The organism is Epilithonimonas zeae, from assembly GCF_023278365.1.
Classification (GTDB): domain Bacteria; phylum Bacteroidota; class Bacteroidia; order Flavobacteriales; family Weeksellaceae; genus Epilithonimonas; species Epilithonimonas zeae_A.
In genome coordinates this window covers 1,909,343-1,932,321 of record NZ_CP075338.1, presented here as the reverse complement: position 1 = coordinate 1,932,321, position 22,979 = coordinate 1,909,343, and the positions used below count along the sequence as shown (strand labels likewise).

The window sequence follows — 22,979 nt, the reverse complement described above, 5'->3', positions numbered from 1 at the left end:
TATCACTATAAAAAAACCGGGCAGCAGTATGAAGAAAGTTAGTGATGTAAACTGCCCGGCGAATAAACTTGCCGGCCTGTTATGGTCAATTCCGACAAGAAAAATAAATTTAGTATGTATTATTACTGATTAATTATATAAGCTTTTTAATGGTCAATCAGACTTGGATAAGATATAAGATGTTAAAACATATTATCAAATGATAAAAAAAAGCCAGACAGAAAAAAATAGACAATGATAAAATCTAGTTTTTAAAAAACTGCCCGGCCAAAAAACTTGCAGGAAAAGATCCCGCAAGCAAAACACTTCGTTAGGATTCTTTTATAAATCAGAGATTGTTAATTCCAATAATTCCATTTTGCACCATCAAATACTGCAAGTGTTCTGCTTACCGTATCAAAACACATCATTCCCGGATAAGGGCTTTTAACATTTTTATGCGGTTCTGATATTCTTGGTAAGATCATTGCCTTATCCGACGATTCCAGGATAAGAACCCCTTTTGCAGGACTGCTTGAAGCACCTATAACCACACCTCCAGTTTTCTCATCAGAAGTGTTAATAACAAGATTACTACTGCTTCCGGCATCCGAAAGATCTTTCCATACGTTGTTCTCGTAGACCTGAACTTTTTGATTGCTTTTATTGAATAAAAATGTACCATTATTACTCACAGGGTCAGAAGACAATGCTTTGGAAATATCATCCACTGCCGGAAGGATTATTCCTTTTATATTACCAGTTTGGCTATTAAAATCCAGAATTGTGGCTGTTCCTTCTACACTTTGTTTACCTCCCATAGAGACTTGTCCGCTGGCAAAATCTGCCAGCAAAACAAGTATTAGACTATTGATTATTATTTTATAATTCATTGTTGATGTCGTTTTTAATTAGTGTCATTACAAGTTCTACGAATACAATTCCATGTAATCCCATTGAATAATTTTACACATTTGTCCTGAATGTCATAGATCAGCATTCCCTCTTTAGGATCTTTGATAGAATCATTTGTGAGATCCGGTGTTGTACTCACGTGCGAAACTCTCGTAATCACAAATCCTTTTTCTTTTGATTCCAAAGCTATATGACCATTAGGAATAGACTCTGGCCAACCCGAAAGTTTTTCCTGAACTGTGATACCTATTTTTGTAGGTGTACCTCCTGTTGTGAAATCTCCTGGTTTGGTGCAATATGCAGAAACAAATAGAAGCCTGTCTTCTACCTCACCATCTTTCGCTATGCCGGACACACTCAATATTTCTGAACTTATAGTCCCAATACGGGTGCGCACCATTTTATACCCTGTCGTGATTCCGGATGGTATTACCCCTTCTCCGCTTGCAGCTCCAGAGGTTTTCCAAGTAAGAACTATATTTCCGCTTCCTGTAGATATGTTTGTATTGGCCCGTTCCGAAGCATCAAAAACGCCGTTGTTATTCCAATCTATCCAAGCACTTACAGTACCGGAAGCAGCGTTGTTTACATATGGTAAAGTAATAGAATATGAAGTTTGACCTGCTGAAAAATCAGGTAGGCTATCGTTCTCATCATCATAATTTGGCATATTCAGGTCATCAGCATCAGCTGTTGTATTTACTGTAACAGAACTTTCATAATCCTGTCTGTTTGGTCCTATGTAAATTGCCGGACTACATAATGAAGGAGCATGCTGTGCTATCCCGTAACTTGATGGGGCATCTCCAAAATCGTAACCTGTACCCCAAACATCCGCAAACCCATATACATAATAATCAATATCACCTGTTCCCGTATCCGGATTGTTTACCCAGGCATCTGCATTATTCGGCATTACCAATCCCATTCTGATTTTAACATTTGTAAGCGTAGATCCATTGGCTAAAGCTCCCAAATCTATTACAGGCAGATTTTGAGGAAGAGAAACCGTAGAACCAGTAATAGAGTAACTAGTTCCTGTGCCTCCATCTGTAAAAGACGTCGCAACGTCAGAAACGGTATCACTTGTAGAAGCAAAATGATATCCTGTTACCGATGCAGAATTTTGGACGGGAAGCAACCTGATGTTCGGATTTGTTATTTGAGCACCGTTTACTGAAACACCTAATATCTTGAAATAAGCGGTCTGCCCATTACCCAAAGTCCCTTCCCAAGCTTGGTTGGCTTGGTTATATGCATATATTTTAAAAGTAGTTCCAGATACATTCTGCGTCCAGAAACCTAACTTACTTATATCGATCAATACATTTGGTATTGTATTCCCTGTAGAATTGGTAAGATTTACTCCGCCAAAATCAAATTCATTGGTTCTGGATGCGGAAGCAGAGGCATTTTGTAAATATGTAATAGTAGGGGCGGCATTTGCACTTATATTAGATTTTGCTACTGGAACAGGCGTCGTATTTCCGCCATTTGTATTATCAAAAGTACAAGTAGGCCACATTTCAGTATCCGTATCTGTTGCTGTATTATTCCCCGGAGTAGGATCTGAAGAGTTTACCGGTGGAATTACCGTAACAGTATTGGTAAGATTACCGGTATATGCCACAGGGACATTGATAGTAATGGTGTAGGTGATTGTAGCGCCTACAGGAAGACCTACCACATCATTAAGAGCACCCGTTTGGGAACCAGTAATACTTGTGGTCGCACCACCTGTGAGTACAGGCACGGAATATAACATATTAGCAGCAGGGATGCCGGCTGGCAAAGAATCCGACACCGTAGCTCCAAGCACACCGTATGGCCCATTGGTATTGCTTACTACAATAGTATAGGTGTTGGTTGTACCAGGAATATAAGAGGTCTTACCATCTGTTTTGGTAACGCTCAAATCTGCCGGGAAAGTAATTACCGCATCAGGGCAATTTGTCCCATCGTTTCCATTGGCACCAATCGAGTTGGAAATTTTCACGGCTCTACCTGTAGTTTTATTGAATTGATAAAAGCCTGAACCATTATCTGCATTTCCGAAAATATCTCCAGAGGCATCGACATACAAGGCTCCTACGAGAGTACCATCCGGTAATCCGCTTGCTCCGATATTGGTAACAGTTCCGGTGGCAGGGTCAATAGAAACTAATATATTAGCTCCTGATATTCCTTCGTAGCCAAAAAACATTCCTGTTATTTTATCATAAACAATATCGTTCACATTTAATGACCTTGAAAGTGTAATCAATGTAGCAGTATTGGTTGTTACATCTATTCTATAAAACCTCGTTGACCCGGAATTAAGTAAATAGTAATTTCCACCGTTATCAAATGCACCAGAGTTATAGCCACCTGTTGGTAAATTAGTCACAGCACCCAAGCTGGTAAATACTCCATTGGCGTCTATCCTTACCATATAGTTCGTAAAACCAGTGTCGGTTCTTATCCCATAGATCAAATTATCTACTGTATTGTAGCCAATACCATTTACTTTCATACCCGCTGGAGAAGCACCTATAGAAGTTATTGTAAAAGGATTAGTGGTATTGTCTAATTCATACAGAGTTGTTGTTCCTGCTAAAGGATATTGTGACAAATAGAATTTCGTGTTACATACAAATGTGCAATTAAGCGATGCCGCAATACTGAACGAAGAACTTGCAGAAGATTGACAGCCTTCAATACTTGCTTTTACTATATAGTTTGTTCCTGTGATCATTCCAGATATTAAACCAGTTGGACCCACAGTTGGACCTGTTGGTGTAAATGTATAAGTATAAGAAGGGTTATAATTGCTTATAGTTGCCGTTCCGTCTGACGAGCAGGTGGCCACAGTAGTTGTTACTGTAGGGATGGCAGGAGTAGCTACTGTTGTTATCAGACTAACTTCTCCTATGTAAAAGTCATCTACTGGGGTTGTACCTGAACCATCATAATGTATCTTTAGCTGACCAAAATTAGATACTGTAGCAGGTAAAGTAAGCTGAACTGTTGCGGAAACAGTAGCACCCACACCAGAAGTATTCATCGGTACTTTAGTTGCATAATTCCCACTTGCACCATTGAAATAATTTACATTGGCACCTCCTGTCGTTACTCCATTGGTGGTTGATATTCGCATATATAACACATTATCGTAGTAAAATTCAAGAGATGCTTTATTACTGCTTGCCTGTGGCACTGCATCATAAGGTCCTATCTTGATGTTAAATACAGGAGAAGTGTTGCCTTGAGGATTTACCTTCGTTAAATTTTGAGTAAGATCATTAATCTGCCCATCTCTTTGGAAATTCACCCCCTGATTGCTGCCTGAAGGTCTGGTCACATCAGTGTTAGCTAAGGTCCATCCGGTATATTCACCTGAATATACTAATGAAGAATTGATAATACGCTGGGATGTACAGGGACTACAGGATGCACCGCTAAGTTGCGCTGCAATACTGAATGAAACGCTGGTTGCCGAAGTACAGTTTCCTCCGCTTGCAGTAACAGTGTAGTTTGTGCCCACTGCCATTCCTGATATTAAACCATTTGTTCCGATAGTTGGTCCTACAGGCAGGAAGGTATAGCTATAAGAAGCATTATAATTGCTAATGGTTGCTGTACCTGCTGAAAAACAAGTTGCTGACGTTGTTGTTATAACAGGCGTTGGCGTAACATCTCCCAACTTTAATAGCCATGCGTCTAAGGATCCTTTGTTGGTGTCTTTTATATCGCCACTTGCTGATGACTCAGAGTAACCTGCTAAAATATAGTTATTATTAGCCGTATTATATATAGAAAATAATTGATCATCTGCAGTCCCCCCAATAAGTTTTTGCCATTGAATGACACCGGACGAGTTGGTTTTAAATACCCAAGCATCCTGCGCTCCATGATTAGTATCTGTTACATTACCACTATTCGAAGAAGTAGATGATGAACAGATGACATAACCTCCATCTGTATCTATCGTTAGATTAGAATTAGTGATTTTTTCTTCTCCAGAACCCCCTAATAGTGTATCCCAGGACTTTGAACCTGCTGAAGTGAGCTTTACAAGCCATACGTCTGATCCACCATGATTAGTGGCTGATACACTCCCATTATTTGAGGTGTCCGAATAGCCTGCTACTATATATCCTCCATCTGAAGTACTTCTCACATTAGTAAAGCGATCATAACCATTGCCGCCATATAGCTGTTTCCGGGTTACAACTCCGGTTGAATTTAATTTATAAGCAATGGCATCAGAATTACCACTATTAAAGGAATTTCCAACAAAAATGTATCCACCGTCCGCAGTTTGTATAATTTCAGATAAAATCTCCCAATCGCTTTGCCAGATATAGGTTTTTACCCAATTTAAATTTCCGTTCGTATCCAATTTCATAACTACAGGTTTTACAAGAACACTTGTATTGCCAGAAAGGTCTCCATCTACCGATTGAGTTGTTCCTCCTACAATATATCCTCCATCTAATGTTTGTGATACGGAGTAGCCTTGATCTGGCCTTGAACCACCATATAGCTTTTGCCATTGTGTTGCTCCCGAGCTATTAAGCTTGACTACCCATACATCGGTAAGTCCTTTACCAGTCACGGAGACTGTTCCATTATTTGAAGAATCAGATGACCCAACTACAATATAGCCTCCGTCATTGGTTTGCTTGATATCATAAAAATTCTCATCACTTCCATCTCCGCCTAATATTTTATCCCATTGTTTGTTACCACAGGCATCAGTTTTTACGATCCAAGCATCTTGTTTAGTATAGCCAGTTCCTGTAACATCTCCATCGGTAGAAGCGGCTTGTCCAACGGCAATATAACCGCCATCGGAAGTTGGTATGGTCTTATAAAACCACTCATAAGATGATCCACCATATAGCTTCTGCCATTGTATGCCGGGCGCCTGAGCAAAAACAACGGCACAAAGAAATAGCAATGCAAATGCAATAAGCTTACTTGTTTTTAAAAAGTCAATTTTTTTTATCATAAGTATTTTAGTTAAACTAAATTTTGTGTTTTAATCTCTGGATTTCCTAAGCATAGTCTACTTAGGAAACCTTATTTTTATCTTTCAGAACATACCGTCTGTTCCGTTCGGAACAGTTGTCGTGTTCCGCCCGAGACATACGGTCTGTTCCGCCCGGAACAGATAGCCTGTTCCAGCTATGGTCTTACTGTACAGTCAGTACCTTGTCAAAGCTGGCCATGCGAGGCTCTTTCAGCATTTGTGTTCCGGAGAACTGTGTCAGTACCTCCAGGGTATAGGTGCCGGATGCCAGATCGGGTATTACGATAATGAGCTCCGAGGGATTGTTGGTCACTATGTCATTGCTTTCTACCACGACTCTCTCATGTGTAGTGGTATTCACAAAAAAGACCCCGTTGTTTGGATCATCTCCCACTACCTTTATCTTATTACCGGAGATCTTGAGGTTACGGCCCGGCGTGATAAGGTCATTTACAGCACCACTCTTGACATCGGTCACCTGTAAGATAGAACAGGCACTGTCTGCAATCCCCAGTATACTCACTTCTATATTGGGGATCTCGGCTCTTAGCTTTTCTCCCTGGTTAAACTGAAAAAGGATATTGTGCTTGTCACTGCTAAAGGTTTCCGAAGGGCTGTCAAAAACCCCGCGGATCTGAGTTCCGGCAGTAAAATAGCCTGTATTGACAGAATAGCCATCGCACAGCTGGTAAGCCATTTCTTTCAGAAACAGGCTGGTGGCGTGCTCCATAGCAGCAGCAGATACGTCTGCTCCGCCCCTGTTGACTGCGGCTTCACAGATCTGTTTAACATTCAGTGAACGCTCGCTTACAGTGCGTGCAATATAATCATTAGGATTGTCCTTTGTAAGGAGGTTCTCATAGAGATAGGCTTTGATTTTGTGTAATATTGCCATAATTCATCAGGTGTTTAAGTGTTATATGTTGATCATTCCACCAGCCCTCTGCGCACTCCAATAATGATTACGTTTATTTTGACAGAGTACGCTTCAGAATGGTCTGGATATAATTTGAGTTTTGTAAAAATGGTGTTATAACTGTAGAAAATCTAACAATATGGAGGTGCTCTTCCTGAATGATAAGTGCTTGTGTTATCCAGAAAAGAAATAAGATGGTTTCCGAAAATTGGGAATATATCCCATACAAAAAATAGCGTGAAATAAACTTTTTCTGCTACGCCGGAGGCTCGCCATTGAAAATCTACGTTGCAGGCTAAAAATGATCTGCCTGATGAAACTGAAAATGAAGTGTCATTATCATAAGGACTGCTGTTGATCTTTATTTTCTGACGATCATAGTCATTATCTGCTTTTTGACCTTTATCTTCCGATGATCCGGATGATCCAGCGCGCTTTATCAGGGTTTTAACTATTTTTTCCTTGATATAAGACTTTTCAGATGCTATGGTCTCATTTTCAATACTGCATTTCTCATCTACTGTATGATCATCATCCGATTGTTTTTCATTTTGTATAGATATGACAGCATCCTCACTGATGGTAATGTATTCCATCCCTGTAACAACTGTCTGGGCGTATGTTTGCGCAGAATATAGAAAGAATGACAATAGGAGACTCTTCCAAAGAGATTTTGGAAAACAGGAGCTGCTCATTATTGTTTTTGGATATGTCATTTGTATAACAAAAACATCAACAAAAGAGAAGGAAAGTAGGTAGCCGGGCTATAATATTTTAGATTAAGAAAAGCATAATAGCCCGATGTGTACTCTACTGAGAAGTTCAGTAACATCACTTGTGTCTGTGTTTGCGCTGCAAAGAGAATAATAAATGCTATATAGCCAAAAAAACACTCTACCTTTTATGTACCTGATGTGAATTTTTGTGATATATAAAAGCGATGACCGATTATATATTCTATAATCCTAAAAGGAAATGTTATGTTTGATGAAGTCCAAAAACTCTTTGTAGATAGTGATTTGAGCTATGTAGGTATGTAAAGGGTATATGTGTATTGATTGTTTTATATTATGATTGCAATAGGAAAATGGTAAATTATATTACTCAAGCTAAATATCTAATCATTATGACAAAAAAAATTATCTCTGCCCTGTTTATTACTATAGGTGCTTTTTTTTACCAGGTTGATGCCCAGGTAAGCAATCTGGGAGTTGAAGTACATCCCGACAATGTATCCAATACGGGAACAGTGACCGGCATCTATGCAAATAGCTTCTTTATGTGGACACCATCATTGGGATTGAAAAACATTGGAGATGTTACCAACGGGATTCCTGCGTCCGGTACAGGAAGTATTTCCTCGGACGGAAGTAAGATTGCTATGTCTATAACCAACCCTGGCACCAATATTAACGAAATGACCCTGTATGATGTGGCAACACAGACACATACTTATCTGGGAGATTTGGGTGCGAATTCAGGAGGATCAAGTACCACGGCTTATGGCATATCATCCGACGGAAAGACAGTAGTAGGGTTGGGGTGGATTTCTGGAGGTACAGCGCATCCGGTAAAGTGGAGTGCCGAAACTGGTATTATAGATATGGGCAGTACTGTAGCAGGTAATAGTGCAAGAGCCAACGCAGTGAACGCTGATGGAACTGTAGTTGGCGGATGGCAGGATACTGATATGGGAAGAACCTTTGCTATTTGGAAAAACAATACCCAGACTCTTGTTACGGAAGAAACAGAATACGGTAGCTTACCTTTGAATGAGGTTTCAGACGTTTCAGATAACGGAGTTTGGGCAGTAGGAAGCAGTTTGCTGGGGTATGCTACCATCTGGAGCGAAGATACTGGAGTAATAAAAATCAATCATCCTGACGTGAGCCTAGACACAGGTTTTTCTGGAGCAGCAACTTCTGTAAATGCCGATGGAAGCATGGTAGTGGGATATTTCCGTAATCTTTTTGATGGTACCGGTACGGCACCAGATAAAGGAGAGGGCTTCATCTGGACTCCGACGACTGGAAGGGTAGAGCTGACTGCCTATGCAAAAAGCCTTGGAATTGATACCCAAGATGTGACTTTTAATCTGCCAACAGGAATTTCTCCCAATGGAAAATATATTACAGGATGGGGGAAGAAAAACGGATCTCCAATAGGTTTTCGTCTGGAGCTGCCAGATCCTGTGATGGCTGTTAATAATATCGATAAGAAAATTGTTTCTATATATCCAAATCCAGTAAAAGATGTCCTGAATATTGGCGGAGCATCTATTATTACTAATGTAGAAATTTATGATACCTCTGGTCAGAAAGTTCTGGATGTCAAAGGCATGAAAGGCAGACAGCTTAATGTCAACAAGCTTCCAAAAGGCGCTTATTTTCTTAAAGGTATATTTGACGGGCAAAAACACACCTTAAAAATTATTAAAGAATAAAAATGGGCTCCATTCCAATGGAGCCTGTTTTTTATAGTTTATCTATCCAGATATAGATATCTTCATCAGAAGGGATATTCAGTCTCTTTCTTAGGCGGTTCTTCCTGTTTTGAACGGATTTAATTGCAGTGAATGTATAAGTCGCAATTTCTTTTGTTGAAAAATTCAGCTTGAGATAGGCACAAAAAGTTAGTTCAGAATTGATAATGTCCGGGCATATCTTCTGAATTTTATTACAGAAATCCGGATATACTTCTTTGAAACGACCTAAAAAAGTGCTGTCGTTATTTTTTGCGAGAGAGACTATCTCATCAAAGGAATCATTTACTTTAGAATGAAGTTCCTTTAGTTCTTTTGTTTTTTCTTCAATAATACTTTTTTTCTCTTTAGTATAGTATCTAAAAATATATAATGACAGTAATGCTAAAAAAAACAGAATTACAAGAATACCTCCTATAATCCAATACAAGCGTTTTTGTTGGAATAAATTCTCTTCCTGAAGATTTTCTTTAATATTTTTATTAGCCACTGCTACACTTTGTTTATTAATAGCATTAAGACTGTCGGATAAGTGGGCGTACTTTTTAGCATATATTAAAGCATTTTTCTTATCTCCAGATCTATCATACATCTCGGTAAGTGTTTGATAAATCGATTTTAAATCCAAAGGATTACCCAGTTTAACCGATGTTGCTTCGGCTTGTTTATAATAATAAAATGCACTGTCCCAATTATTCTTTTCACGATGTATTTGTGCTAAAGTCTGAAACACAGGAGATTTTGATTCTTCACTTATTTGCTTGGAGTTAATTACTTTACGCGAATAATAAATCGCTGAATCCAATTTTTTTGCATTAAAGAAACTAGTGCTAATATTAATATAAGCAGCATTCAATAAGTTTGTTCTTTCCGACGTATTTTTTATTTGCTTATATTGAGCTGCTGATTTTTTCAGATAAAGTAGCACAGAATCCTGCGGCATTTTTAATTCAATATAAAGTGCAGATTTGATATCAAGACCCCTGCCCAAAAGCTTAAATTTCGTTTCAGAATCACTTATCATATTTGCCTGCCTGATTGATTCATCAATCGCAACATGCGCATCATCATACAGACCTAAGTTAGTAAAAGCAAAAGACTTGCTTTGAAGCGCCATAATTTTATATTTGAGATTGTCAGTATTGTTTAATGTTAGATTTTTTATTTTTTTTAAATAAGGGAGAGCTTTTTTATATTGTGCCTTCATCATATACCAATTGCTTATTTGTATTAAGCATCGGTACATACCTTTTTCATAATGAATCTTTTCAGATTGTTTATAAAGATCAGTAAGAAAATATATATTTCTTTCCAAGCTCCAGTCATTCGGTTTCTCATTAGATGTAATCAGAGAATCTATTTGTTTTGGCGTATAATGCTTCTGAGCCGACAAAAGTGGATAGAAGAATAAGGTGCAAAATAATATGATATTATGCCGAATCGGTGTAATCTTATTTAAAGATATTTTGTTTTTCAAATCATTTGTTATTAAGTGTTCGATACAAAAATAAAATATATTTAAATATTAAATTAATATTACGATAAATATCTACAATCTTTTAAAGTATTAATAAATCTTTTATAGCTTATAATGATTATTTCAAAAAAAAGAGCTACAAAATCACATTGAGTTTTGCTTTCTTCCTTTTTAGCTTATATGGCTTCAGAAGATCCGGAATTCACCAGCCGTGAAAAGCGCATGATGCCGAATGATGATAAAGGTGCTGTAACCAAATGGCCGGAAGTGAGAGAGCCGAAAAGAAGTAGTAAAGATTATTGATAGTTCTTAAGATTTAGAATTAAATTATATAAAGCGGTTTTACAGTGGTAGAATCGCTTTTTTATTACAATAAATTCTTCCTTTTCAAAACCTTACCTCGCGGTTCGTTCCCTTCATAAAGCGCAAGGTCTGAGTGTAGAAATTGTGCAGCTGCTGCAGAATCTTCAACTTTGACTGAACTTCTTTCAATCATCTCTGCTTCGAACTGCTTTAGCACACTTTCTCGGATTCCTCTTGATTTCCAATCAGATTTTGGTTGGCATTGTTTCGAAATGATTCGAGCCAAAGATAAAGCATCCAGCAAAGCCTGATTGGCGCCTTGCCCTTTGAACGGACTCATTGGATGAGCAGCGTCACCGATTAATGTAGCTTTTCCTGCATTTAGTAATAAATCAGGATTGAGTAACTCTCGGTCATAAACCGGGTATCCGGAAACTTGACTGGCTAGAGTGGCCTCCATAATTTGAGGAATAGGAGCGTGCCATTGCGTACGTTTGATAGCTTCTTCTTTTAAAGCTTCAGAACCTTTTGAACTTAATTCTTTAGCTTCTTCCTCAGACATTGGGAAACTTAGTTGCCACATCACAGACTCAGAATTGAAAGGCATCATATAAATCCGTTCATTCCCATTGGCAGTTTGAAAAACAGTTGCCGAATCAAGCAAAGGATGATTATTGTTTTCTAATGCGCTCAAAGGACAAATCCCTAAAATCACAATGCAGCCTAAATATCGCAAAGGTGACTTCGCTTCACCAATTAAGATGTTACGAACTGCACTGCGGATGCCATCTGCACCCACTATCAAATCGGCTTTTGCGGTTTTTGATTCGCCATTGACTTGAAAGATAAGGTCTAATTGTCCGTCCTTGTCTTCATTAAAATCAATCAATTGATGTCCCCATTGTATCTTGTCATTATCGCCTAATTGTTGAATCAATGTAGAGCGCAAAGCTTGTCTGGCAATGTGGATATTCGTTTTTTTTGGACTGGCTTTCGTAGAGTTTGCCATCCACTTTCGCATTCCCCATTCGGCAACCACAGTTCCGTCGGGTTTATGCACCAGATGTCTTGTAGAAACAACGCCTTGTTCCAGATTAGAAATTCCGAATCCATCTATCACTTTGCTGGCTTGTTGCAATGTAAGTCCGTAACCTTGCGAACGCTCATTAAAACACTTGTCTCGCTCATAAATTGTAAAAGGAATACCGCGATGCAGACAAGCAACCGCCAACGCCACACCACCAATTCCGCCACCAATTATGGTAATGTGTGGGAAATTTTCTGTGTCTGGATTTGGAAACTCATCAGCAGAAATTAATCCTGAACCTGAGCAAGTTGGGCAAATGTACAAATGCGCTTCTGGAAGTAAAGGAGCATTGCCGCGGCCTTTGTTTTTTTCAAAATTTTCTACTTCAGATTGGTATCGGAGCTTCAGACTTTTCTTGATTCTTTTTTTCTTCTTTCCGAGACCTCCGCAGTCTTTACAGATGGTAAAACAAGGTGTTTTGCTTGACATTTTTGAGAGTATTCTTTTTATAAAATCATTGTCAGCTGGATTCTCTTCCTTACCTCATCCACTTCAGTGATTTTAACCTGAACGTGCTGATGAAGCTTCACTACCTCATTCACGTCTGATACAAAGCCATCTTTAAGTTGAGAAATATGTACCAATCCACTTTCCTTGATTCCGAGATCTACGAAACATCCGAAAGCTGTAATATTATTGACAATCCCGGGAAGTATCATTCCAGGTCTTACATCTTTGATTGATTTTACATTAGGATCAAATTCAAAAACCTTGGCGGCTTTTCTTGGGTCCAATCCCGGTTTTTCTAATTCTTTCAAAATGTCTCTGATTCCGAGAATTCCAATATCATTGGTCACATATTTTTCAGGATTGATAGAGGCTATTTTGTCTTTGTTCGAAATTAAATCTTCAGTTTTCAAACCTAAGTCTTTCGCCATTTTTTCGACGATTTTATAAGCCTCGGGATGTACTGCCGAATTATCCAAAGGATTTTTAGCATTCTTGATTCTCACAAAAGCGGCTGCCTGTTGATAAGCTTTTTCGCCTAATCGTGGTACTTTTTTAAGTTCTTTTCTTTCGGTGAAAGCGCCATTTTCTGTTCGAAAACTCACAATGTTTTCAGCCATTTTTTCTCCAATTCCGGAAACATAACTTAATAATGATTTACTTGCTGTATTCAAGTTAATTCCTACTGAATTTACGGAGCGTATTACAGTATTGTCCAATTCTTCCTTTAGTTTGGTCTGATCTACATCGTGTTGGTATTGCCCAACACCAATAGATTTAGGGTCGATTTTTACTAATTCGGCTAAAGGATCTGCTAATCGTCTTCCGATAGAAACAGCACCACGAACGGTTACATCATAATTCGGAAATTCATCTCTTGCAATTTTACTGGCAGAATAGACTGAAGCGCCAGCTTCCGAAACTACAAAAACCTGAATTGGTTTATCAAATGCAATTTTCTTAATGAAGAATTCGGTTTCACGGCTGGCAGTTCCGTTGCCGATGGAGATGGCTTCAATATTATAAGCATTAACCATCGAGCGGATTTTTTTCATCGCCATTCCGCTTTCGTTTTGAGGTGCGTGCGGATAGATATTTTCGTTGTGTAAAAGGTCACCTTTTTCATCCAGGCAAACGACCTTGCAACCAGTTCTGTAACCAGGATCGATTGCTAAAATTCTTTTTTCTCCCAAAGGCGAAGCGAGTAGCAGTTGTTGAAGATTCTCAGAAAAAACTTCAATCGCTTTGATATCTGCCTTTTCTTTAGCTTCCTGAAGCGCTTCATTGGAAAGAGCTGGTTCTAACAATCGCTTGTAGGAATCAGCAATCGCTATTTCGATTTGTTTTGTAGATGAATTGTTGCTTTTTATAATTGCATTTTCGATGAGGTCAAGCGCTTCATCTTTTTCGATATCGACAGAAGTTTTTACAAAACCTTCATTTTCCGCACGAAGCATTGCCAATAGACGGTGCGATGGAATTCTGTTCAAGGCTTCCTGCCATTCAAAATATTGTGAGAATTTTTGTGCTGCTTCATCATCTTTTTTTGCCTTGACAACTTTGGAAGAAATAATGGCTTTTCTCTGGAATAATCGCCTCAGGTTTTTACGAACATAGAGATTTTCATTAATCCATTCTGCAATGATATCTCTTGCACCTTGCAGAGCTTGCTCTTCATCGGCAACATTTTGATTAATATATTTTGAAGCGATAAAATCAATATCATCAGAACGTTGGCTCATAATGATTTTGGCTAAAGGTTCCAATCCTTTTTCTCTAGCAGTATCAGCTTTTGTCTTTTTTCGTTTTTTGTAAGGCAGATAAAAATCTTCTAACTCCTGCAAGTCAAAACTAAATTCTATTTTTTGTCTTAATTCAGAAGTTAAAGCACTTTGTTCTTCAATAGATTTCAGGATGCTTTCCTTTCTTTTAACGATTTCTTCAAATTGCTTATTCAGTTTGAAAATATTTTCAATGGCAACCTCGTCCAGATTACCGGTTTTGTCTTTTCTGTAACGCGCAATGAAAGGGATAGTGCAATCTTCGGAAAAAAGCTGAAGCGTACTATCTATGTTTTTGGTTGGGATATTTAATTGCTTTTGTATAAATTCTGAGGCCGTCATTTCTTGATTTTGAACAGCGAAAATAGTGTTTTTGGAATTTAATTAATGCAAAAACTAATAAGATATAAAACAAACAGCCCGCTTAATAAGCAGGCTGTTTTATTTTTAATTCGTAAAATTAATCCAGAGGCTTTCTTCCTGAGATGATATTAAATAATACCACTACAATAGCGATAACCAGAAGAACGTGAATTAAACTTCCTGTGTCCATTCCCGGAACAACGCCTAACATTCCTAAAAGCCATACAATAATACAAATGACTGCGACTAACCATAATAGATTTCTCATAACTTAAATTTTTTAGTGTGATTTAATTAGCTATAAGCATATACTGTGCCTTTTCAATTTTGAAATGATAAAAGCTTATGATTCGTGATTCCGGAATAATTTTAAAATAACAGGAAAATGGTCGCTGTAACCACTCAAATATCTTGAACCTGAATAAGTTCTGGAAGGATAATTGCTGTTCTTGTTATCTTTGTTTCTTAGTCTTGGAGAATTATAGATTTGAGCTTCGATATTTTTAAAAGTGAATTTTTCTTTTAGAATTTTTTCAGTAAATAAAATTTGGTCAAAACAAACACCTTTCTTTCCGTGGTAGGTCGAAAATTGATTTTGCTTATATAATGTTTCAAAAGGATTATTCAGAATTTGTTCACCATCTTTATCAAAAAGCAATTCCTGAACAACTTTATTATCCGGATTTTCATTGAAATCGCCCATCAAAACAATAGCTTCTCCTTTATCAAATAGTTTCTGAAGTATTTCTTTTAACTTTCCAATAATAAAATTTCGTTGTTCTTTTTTTTCATCCTGATTTCTTTTGGAAGGCAAATGGAGGACAAGAATGTGAAGTTTTTTTTCTTGACATAAGAACTCCGCTTGCAAAATATCACGTGTATCAAATTCTTTCTCTTCATCCAATTGGAACTGTAAAGTTTGATATTTCAGTAACGTGTATTTCACTTTATCAAAAAGCAAAGCCACACTTAGATTGCGGGAATCTGCGGATTGTTCATAGATGATTTCGTAATCATTGAGAGGCAAATTTTTTTGAGTTAAATCTTCTAAAACAGATTTTGCTCCAATCTCAGCCAAACCAATAATAGAGGGCAATTGTCCAAAATCTTCCTCAATAAAATGAAAAACATTAGATATTTTTCTGATTTTCAGATTGTATTTGTAATCATCCCAATTGTATAGTCCGGAATGGTAAGATTCTGCAGAATCTTTGTCTGGCGGATAAAAATTTTCGACGTTATAAAATGTCAGCAATTCTATACTCATCTAGCCTTGCCACTTTTTTCGGCGCATATAAATAAAAGTACAAATTACAATCAAAGCCATTAATCCCAGAGTAAAATAGTAACCTTTTTTATGATGTAGTTCCGGCATATTATCGAAGTTCATTCCGTAAATTCCGGCAATAAACGTAATCGGTAAAAAGTAAACCGAATAGATGGCTAAAAGCTTCATTACCTGATTCGCTTTTTGGTCAGATAACGCCAAAAACATAGAGATGAGGTTAACAGTTTGCGCATTCACGTGGTCAAAATCTGCAATTACATCTTTTTGTTTATCAAGTAAATCCATTACTTCAACTTCCTGCAAATCCAAAGTTTTGAATTTAGTAATCCATTCTCCGGAGATGGTTAAGATTCTCGTATTAAGACCAGATTTTCTTTTCAGTTTATAAAGCCTTCTGATTTGATTTGTGTGATTAGTCGTCTTCAGGAAGATTTCATTTTCCATACTATCCATCACTTCAAGCAAAGTATTACTCTCGTCATCAAAGGTTTTTATGATTTTCAAAGCCAATCGAAGTGCCAGATGGTCGCGCGAAATATTCTCCGGATGGTCTTTTTTCAATTCCTCAAAAACTTCATTGATGCTTTTGCTTTTCGTTCTGTGTGTAGTAATAATTAGTTTTGGAAGTAAAAATATCCCTAATTTACTACTGATATCACTGATGTTGTTCAGTGTTCGCTTCTCCAAATCCGTAGATTCGCGGGTCAGAAAAAACTTCACTTGGTCCACTTCTTCATATTTCGGAAGGTGGTTGGGATCTATCGTATCCTCCAGCAGAAGATAATTGATGTGGTAACGCTCGTGCAAAAACTGTAAATCCTCTTCAGTAGGTGCAGTCACGTCTATCCATTCCCAGTTGGCAGTTTTATATTTCTGTTCTATCGGCATAGAACAAAACTAATTAAAATATTGCTTATTTCAAGACTATCGATATTTCAAATTATTTAGGCAGTTATTTCCGCTTTCCGCTCCCAATCTTTTTTGCAGAAACTTTTTAACTAGATAGAATTTTTGTACAAGCAAAAAAGGATTTCCGCTCAACCTAACGTAGTGGTTCATCGATTCAAATAGAAAAATAAAAAATAGAGATAAGTCGGGCTGGAGCTTCGCAATATTCAATATTTGACATAAATACGGGCTTTGTTTGTGTTTTTAGCTTTTTCAAATTTTGAATCAAACGACTGAATTCCAACAATCAATAAAAAATCTATGTAATAAATAAAATATTTACATTTGTCAAAATTTCTAAAACACACCAATGTTTAAAAGTGTAATATCCGGCGTGGGACATTACGTCCCGGAAAATATAGTGACCAACGATGACCTTTCTAAACTAATGACCACCAACGATGAGTGGATTACGGAAAGAACGGGAATCAAGGAAAGAAGACATCGCAAAAACCGAGTGGATTCTGAAGAAACAACTTCTTTTTATGGTTTGAAAGCCTCAGAAATCGCTCTCAAAAATGCTAACCTTACCGCAAAAGATATAGATTATATTGTATTCGCAACCTTGTCTCCGGATTATTATTTTCCGGGTTCTGGTGTGTTGTTGCAAGAGATGCTGGGCTGCGATACTATTGGAGCTTTAGATGTTCGAAACCAATGTTCAGGTTTTGTTTATGCAATGAGCGTGGCAGATGCGTTCATCAAATCCGGATTGTACAAAAATGTTTTGGTTGTAGGTGCAGAGATTCATTCTTTTGGACTGGATTTTTCTGATGCCGGACGTGGAGTTTCAGTGATATTCGGAGATGGCGCTGGTGCGGTAGTTTTATCTGCAAGCCAAGATGAAAATGCAAAAGGAATTCTCTCCGTAAATATGCATTCTGAAGGAAAGTATGCGGAAGAATTAGCAGTGAAATTCCCAGGAACCAAATTAGGCTGGAGCGATAATCTTCTTAAAAACCCAGATTCTTTGACAGCAGAAGATATTTATCCAGTAATGAACGGAAATTTCGTTTTCAAACATGCTGTTACAAGATTTCCTGAAACCATTTTGGAAGCGCTTGAAAAAGCAGGAAAATCGATTGAAGATCTAGATTTGTTGATTCCTCACCAAGCAAATATCAGAATTGCACAATATGTTCAGCAATTGTTGAAATTACCGGACGAAAAAGTTTTCGTGAATATCCAGAAATATGGTAATACAACTGCGGCTTCCATTCCTATTGCTTTGAGTGAAGCGATTCAAGAGGGTAGAATGAAACGTGGTGATTTGGTTTGTATGTCAGCTTTCGGAAGTGGTTTCACTTGGGGAAGTATTTTATTTGAATATTAATTTGATAATAATATTTTAGATTTAATTAATAAAGATATCTCGCAGATTTGCTGATTGAGCAGATTAATTTTAGATATTTATAATCAGCTAAATCTGCAAAATCAGTGAGAAATATTATATTTTACAATAAAAAAGAGCTATTCAAAAACGAATAGCTCTTTTTTTATTGATTAATTTTCTGAACAACTTTGTCGGATAATGTTTTCAATTCCATTATTTCATCGATGCTTAGGTTCATTGCTTTTGCCAGTTCAATTGGAATGCAAGTAGCCTTTTCTTTGAGTTCTGTTCCTTTTTCTGTTAAATGAATTTTTACGACACGTTCATCTTCCTTGCTGCGTTTCCTTTCCAGATAACCCTTTGATTCCAATCTTTTTAAAAGTGGCGTCAAAGTTCCGTTATCCAATTGTAAAATTTCCCCAACTTGATTCACGGTCAAATCATCTTTTTCCCAAAGCGTCATCATCGTGATGTATTGTGGATAAGTCAACCCAAAATTTTTCAGAATCGGACGATAACACTGCATGATTTCGCGATGTAAAACATAAACGGAAAAGCAAAGCTGTTTGTCTAATTTTAATAAATCTTCCATATTGAGTTTTGATTGATTTCCACAATTCAAAGATAGTAAATTAAGCTTTTCTTAATCGTTGCTCACAGTCAATTTTACGTCGATGTTTCCTCTTGTAGCGTTAGAATAAGGACAGATTTGATGCGCTTTCTCGATCAATTCCTGAGCTTGTTCCAAAGAAACACCTGGGATATTAGCGTGCAATTCTGCTTCTAATCCAAATCCACCGTTCTCAATTTGGCCAATTCCAACTTTAGCCGTTACAGTTGTTTCGCCAGTTTCGATTTTACTTTGTTTGATAACCAAATTCAATGCGCTGTCAAAACAGGCCGAATATCCTGCAGCAAAAAGCATTTCCGGGTTCGCATAATCATCATTAGCGCCGCCAAGACCTTTTGGCATTCTTACTTCTAAATCCAAAACTCCGTTATCACTTTTCACGTGTCCGTTTCTTCCTCCTTTGGCTGTTGCGCCAATACTGTACAATGTTTTCATTTTTTTATGATTTAAATTATTTTTTGATGAGACAAATGTATGGTGTAAAATTATATTGCACACAATATAAATTGAAGTTTTCATCAAAATCGATTATTGATGTAAACTATAAATATATTTTTTTTGAATTTAAATTTTAGATAAAATCATAGTAACCATTATCTTTTCCGAGGATTTTTTGATCATTGGTATTCAGCCATCTTTTGAGAACTGTCGCATAAACTTTTCTGAAATCTTCCGTATAAATCAAATCACCGTCTTTAAGATTAGTCAAATCAGGAAGCGGATTTAATAATCCTTTTTTCTTGAGACCACCGCTGATGAAAAACATTTGATTAGCCGTTCCGTGGTCTGTTCCATTACTCGCATTTTGTGCCACTCTTCTACCAAATTCAGAGAAAGTCATTATCATAATATCATTGAATTTCCCATTCTCCTTCATATCCTTTGTGAAAACTTCAACTGCATCATTAATAGCTTTAAACAGTTGTGCTTGTCTTTGATTCTGATTGGCGTGTGTGTCAAAACTTCCTACAGAAAGATAATAAACCTGAGTGTTGATATCGGATTTGATGAGCGAAGCAATCGTTTTGAAATCTTTTCCTATTTGTGTAGCGGGATAGACCCTGTCTGTTGGTTTGGCTTTGCTTTCAGAAAAAATATATTCGGAATTGTTGATAGCATTGCCAAGTGTGTTGTAAAGATAAGATGCCAAATCATGCTCGTGGTCGTGATTATCGGCATTCAGTTTTTTGTAGAGCATTTCCTGACTGATATCGAATAATTTTTTCGGATCTTTGAAAGCAATCGCATTCTTCGTTTCGCCTTTCATTGCTAGACTTAACAAATCATCAACTTCTATCGCCTGAGTCGGATTATGACAGTCGTGACAAGCTTCATCCAGATATCGCCCGAGCCAGCCGGAATTTTTGAATTCATTACTGTCACTCGCAGATTGCCAGATGTCCATACTTCTGAAATGGGATTTGTTAGGTTCCGGATAACCAACGTTATTCATCACCGCTAATTCCCCGTTGTCATAGAGTTCTTTGAAGAATTTAAGATTAGCATTAATTCCCGCTTCATCTGTCAACAAAAGCGAATTTTCTTCCTTGATAGAAATCTGATTTCTGGATTGATAATAAACGTCATTTTTAACAGGAATAATCGTGTTAAGACCATCATTGCCACCAGATAATTGCAGAATGATAAGCGTTTTTCCATTCATTGCAATCGCTTCTGGCAGCGTTAAAGCTTTTAGAAAGTTTGGAAAAAGAAAAGAAGCGGCAGCCAGACTGCTAGTTTTCAAGAATGTTTTTCTATTGATAATCATAACTGCTTATTTTAACAAAGTTGATATTCTGGAGTTGACATGATACTAATCATCAGATGCTTCTTACTTTTATCAGAATTGAAATCTGTAATCAATTTTTTAAGACTTTCATTAGGTTTTGATAACAGAAGACTGAAAAGGTCTTCATTCAGAATATTACTAATGCCTTGCCAATGGATGGTAATCGTATTTTGCTTTTTGTTGACAACCACTTTTTTCTCATCTTTTCCCATATTGACATCATCATTGGATTTGGGTTCGATGTCCAAAGTTTTGTAACCGGCCATTACCGCAGGGATTCTCATTCTTAATAATAGAGTAGAACTGTCTATCCAAAGGGTTCCGCTCGGCCAACCGGCAACATTCGGAGGTTGGAGCAATTCTTGTCCGAGTAATTTTTCAAAGTTGTAAATCGTATCCCGATTCTGTAAATCCATCGGCATTATTCGTCTGATACCAACAATTAATTCTACCGGCGATTTGACTTTTGCACCGATGTTTTTTTCGGAATAAAACCAATCTGACAGAAAAATGTTGTCCAACAAAGTCGTGATGTCATAATTGGATTTGTAAAATTTATCGCTCAAAGATTTTACTATTTTTTCATCAGGATTTTCGTTGACCAAGAATTTGTAAATTTTTTCTGTGATGAAATGAGCGCATTCTGGTTTTTCGAGAATCATATTAATGATATCAGTTCCGTCAAAGTTTCCGGTTTTTCCGAGAAACACTTTTTCTCCGGAATCGTGTTGTTTTTTATTATCCGTGAATTCCCCCAGACCATTATAGCCCCACCCTGTAAAAGCTCTTGCAGATTCTTTAATGTCTTTTTCGGTGTAGAGATTTCCTCTTCCTAGCGTGAAAAGTTCCATCAATTCTCTGGCGAAGTTTTCATTCGGTTTGGCTTTTTTATTTTGTTGATTATTCAGAAAATTAAGCATTGCCGCTGATTTTGAAACTTCGAATACCAAATCTCGAAAGTTTCCCAATGCATTTTTTCGAAAGATTTCTATAATCTCCTTATTAAATAATGACTGCTGAATTCTTGTTGCAAAATGTCCGTGCCAGAAAAGCGCCATTTTCTCCCGAAGCTGATAAGGCGTGTTGATCATTTGAGAATGCCAGGATTTCCGAATCGAACTGTTATAATTTTTATTGAATTGATTATAAGATTTTCTGTTGACCGCTTTCGACATTTCCTGGTATTGTTCGCGAGTGACAGGCTGCATATCTGTTGACAAAGGCTCGTAATCCGAATTGTTCTTTAGTTCATGATATAATTTCTTTGGACTGAGGTTTTTATATTTCTCAATATCATTATGATGAATTCCAAAACCTGCTCTGGAAACCAAATGTTTATTCTTCTGGAAATTATTCATAAGTAGAAATTTATAGTTCTTTGACTGGAATACAAAGGTCAAGTTAAATCAAAAATGATGAAAATGTCAGTTTGTGAATAAATTTTAATATTTAATTATGATTTTAAAGAATTGAAAATTAGATAGTTGTTAGCTTGATTGTTAGAATTGTCAAACAAAAAAAGAGCTTTGGCACGGAATTTACAAGTAAGAACCTTGTAAAATTTAAAATTTAAGAATATGAAATCTTTAAAGCAGTTAATATTAGGCGCAGGAATTTTGGCAGGAGGATTAATGTCTGCACAGAGTTCTGATATGACCAATATGTTAAAGGTTGGTCTTAACACGGGTATATCAACTGGTGGTAATACAGCTGCAAATCTAGGAGTGGATTTATCTTACCAATATTTGGTAACTCCTGGTTTTGGTTTAGGTATTGCAACAGGTTATAACCATTATTTTGGTAAGAATAAAACAATTGGTGGTGTAGAAATTGAAAACAATGATTTTGGAGTAGTTCCGGTTGCTGCGCTTTTCAGATTCTATCCACAGCAAACAGGTTTCTATTTTGGAACTGACTTAGGTTATGGATTCATCGTTGGAGATGATAAAGTAGCAAGTAATGTTAATGTTGATAGACCAGACGGCGGTTTTTACATCAGACCGGAGATTGGATATCACAATCGTGATTGGAACTTCTTTGTACAGTACAACAAAACATTTACTGGAGATAAAGGACAGATTGCTGATCAAAAATATAATGCCGGTGCAATCGGTGTAGGTTTTGCTTACAACATTCCTCTAGGTAAATAATCAGAATTTTTTGGTTTTCTAAGAAAATCTAAAAATATTAATCAAACTATGACACTTATTAACGCCTTCATTAATT

The 22,979-nt window shown here is 37.1% G+C and carries 18 protein-coding genes; 4 read left to right on the top strand and 14 right to left on the bottom strand.

The window, feature by feature from the left end:
• Positions 1 to 338 precede the first annotated feature (338 nt).
• From KI430_RS08575 to KI430_RS08560, 4 genes are all read right to left on the bottom strand, one after another.
• On the bottom strand, positions 339 to 872 hold the full coding sequence (locus KI430_RS08575; protein WP_248878144.1) for a hypothetical protein: 534 nt from the start codon (positions 870 to 872) through the stop codon (positions 339 to 341).
• A 14-nt stretch (positions 873 to 886) separates the two neighbouring features.
• Positions 887 to 5,887, bottom strand: coding sequence for a DUF11 domain-containing protein (locus KI430_RS08570; RefSeq protein WP_248878142.1), 5,001 nt, complete (start codon positions 5,885 to 5,887; stop codon positions 887 to 889).
• A gap of 184 nt (positions 5,888 to 6,071) precedes the next feature.
• Positions 6,072 to 6,803, bottom strand: coding sequence for a DNA-binding domain-containing protein (locus KI430_RS08565; protein ID WP_248878140.1), 732 nt, complete (start codon positions 6,801 to 6,803; stop codon positions 6,072 to 6,074).
• Positions 6,804 to 6,955: 152 nt separating this feature from the next.
• Positions 6,956 to 7,519 (bottom strand): hypothetical protein, encoded by a 564-nt coding sequence (locus tag KI430_RS08560; protein WP_248878138.1) that lies wholly within the window; start codon positions 7,517 to 7,519, stop codon positions 6,956 to 6,958.
• Between the two features lie 431 nt (positions 7,520 to 7,950).
• On the opposite strand from KI430_RS08560, the gene KI430_RS08555 reads away from it, so the two are divergent.
• A complete protein-coding gene (locus tag KI430_RS08555) occupies positions 7,951 to 9,267 on the top strand; it encodes a T9SS type A sorting domain-containing protein (protein WP_248878136.1) in 1,317 nt (438 codons plus the stop codon).
• Between the two features lie 31 nt (positions 9,268 to 9,298).
• Here KI430_RS08555 and KI430_RS08550 read toward each other — a convergent pair whose 3' ends face one another.
• Positions 9,299 to 10,783, bottom strand: coding sequence for a tetratricopeptide repeat protein (locus tag KI430_RS08550; RefSeq protein WP_248878134.1), 1,485 nt, complete (start codon positions 10,781 to 10,783; stop codon positions 9,299 to 9,301).
• 156 nt (positions 10,784 to 10,939) lie between these two features.
• Here KI430_RS08550 and KI430_RS08545 point away from each other — a divergent pair, with 156 nt between their 5' ends.
• Positions 10,940 to 11,086: a hypothetical protein gene (locus KI430_RS08545; protein WP_248878131.1), complete on the top strand. Its 147-nt coding sequence runs from the start codon at positions 10,940 to 10,942 to the stop codon at positions 11,084 to 11,086.
• 64 nt (positions 11,087 to 11,150) lie between these two features.
• On the opposite strand, the gene KI430_RS08540 is transcribed toward KI430_RS08545, so the two are convergent.
• From KI430_RS08540 to KI430_RS08520, 5 genes are all read right to left on the bottom strand, one after another.
• On the bottom strand, positions 11,151 to 12,602 hold the full coding sequence (locus tag KI430_RS08540) for an FAD-dependent oxidoreductase (RefSeq protein ID WP_248878130.1): 1,452 nt from the start codon (positions 12,600 to 12,602) through the stop codon (positions 11,151 to 11,153).
• Between the two features lie 17 nt (positions 12,603 to 12,619).
• On the bottom strand, positions 12,620 to 14,743 hold the full coding sequence (locus KI430_RS08535) for a Tex family protein (RefSeq protein WP_248878128.1): 2,124 nt from the start codon (positions 14,741 to 14,743) through the stop codon (positions 12,620 to 12,622).
• A 118-nt stretch (positions 14,744 to 14,861) separates the two neighbouring features.
• Positions 14,862 to 15,032, bottom strand: coding sequence for a lmo0937 family membrane protein (locus KI430_RS08530; RefSeq protein ID WP_120213526.1), 171 nt, complete (start codon positions 15,030 to 15,032; stop codon positions 14,862 to 14,864).
• A gap of 75 nt (positions 15,033 to 15,107) precedes the next feature.
• On the bottom strand, positions 15,108 to 16,031 hold the full coding sequence (locus tag KI430_RS08525; RefSeq protein ID WP_248878126.1) for an endonuclease: 924 nt from the start codon (positions 16,029 to 16,031) through the stop codon (positions 15,108 to 15,110).
• A complete protein-coding gene (locus tag KI430_RS08520) occupies positions 16,032 to 16,940 on the bottom strand; it encodes a CorA family divalent cation transporter (RefSeq protein ID WP_248878124.1) in 909 nt (302 codons plus the stop codon).
• Between the two features lie 370 nt (positions 16,941 to 17,310).
• Between KI430_RS08520 and KI430_RS08515 the strand changes: the two genes are divergently transcribed.
• Entirely contained in the window at positions 17,311 to 18,333 is a 1,023-nt protein-coding gene (locus KI430_RS08515; RefSeq protein ID WP_248878122.1) for a 3-oxoacyl-ACP synthase III family protein, read from the top strand.
• Between the two features lie 163 nt (positions 18,334 to 18,496).
• Here KI430_RS08515 and KI430_RS08510 read toward each other — a convergent pair whose 3' ends face one another.
• The 4 genes from KI430_RS08510 to KI430_RS08495 all read right to left on the bottom strand — a co-directional run bounded on the left by KI430_RS08510 (position 18,497) and on the right by KI430_RS08495 (position 22,111).
• Positions 18,497 to 18,925, bottom strand: a complete 429-nt coding sequence (locus tag KI430_RS08510) for a MarR family winged helix-turn-helix transcriptional regulator (RefSeq protein ID WP_248878120.1) — start codon at positions 18,923 to 18,925, stop codon at positions 18,497 to 18,499.
• 51 nt (positions 18,926 to 18,976) lie between these two features.
• Positions 18,977 to 19,399 (bottom strand): organic hydroperoxide resistance protein, encoded by a 423-nt coding sequence (locus KI430_RS08505; RefSeq protein ID WP_248878119.1) that lies wholly within the window; start codon positions 19,397 to 19,399, stop codon positions 18,977 to 18,979.
• A 136-nt stretch (positions 19,400 to 19,535) separates the two neighbouring features.
• Positions 19,536 to 20,732 carry a DUF1501 domain-containing protein gene (locus KI430_RS08500; RefSeq protein ID WP_248878118.1) on the bottom strand — a complete coding sequence of 399 codons (1,197 nt, stop codon included), beginning with the start codon at positions 20,730 to 20,732 and terminating at the stop codon, positions 19,536 to 19,538.
• An 11-nt stretch (positions 20,733 to 20,743) separates the two neighbouring features.
• Positions 20,744 to 22,111, bottom strand: coding sequence for a DUF1800 family protein (locus KI430_RS08495; RefSeq protein ID WP_248878117.1), 1,368 nt, complete (start codon positions 22,109 to 22,111; stop codon positions 20,744 to 20,746).
• Between the two features lie 219 nt (positions 22,112 to 22,330).
• Between KI430_RS08495 and KI430_RS08490 the strand changes: the two genes are divergently transcribed.
• Positions 22,331 to 22,903 carry a porin family protein gene (locus KI430_RS08490; RefSeq protein WP_248878116.1) on the top strand — a complete coding sequence of 191 codons (573 nt, stop codon included), beginning with the start codon at positions 22,331 to 22,333 and terminating at the stop codon, positions 22,901 to 22,903.
• Positions 22,904 to 22,979 lie beyond the last annotated feature (76 nt).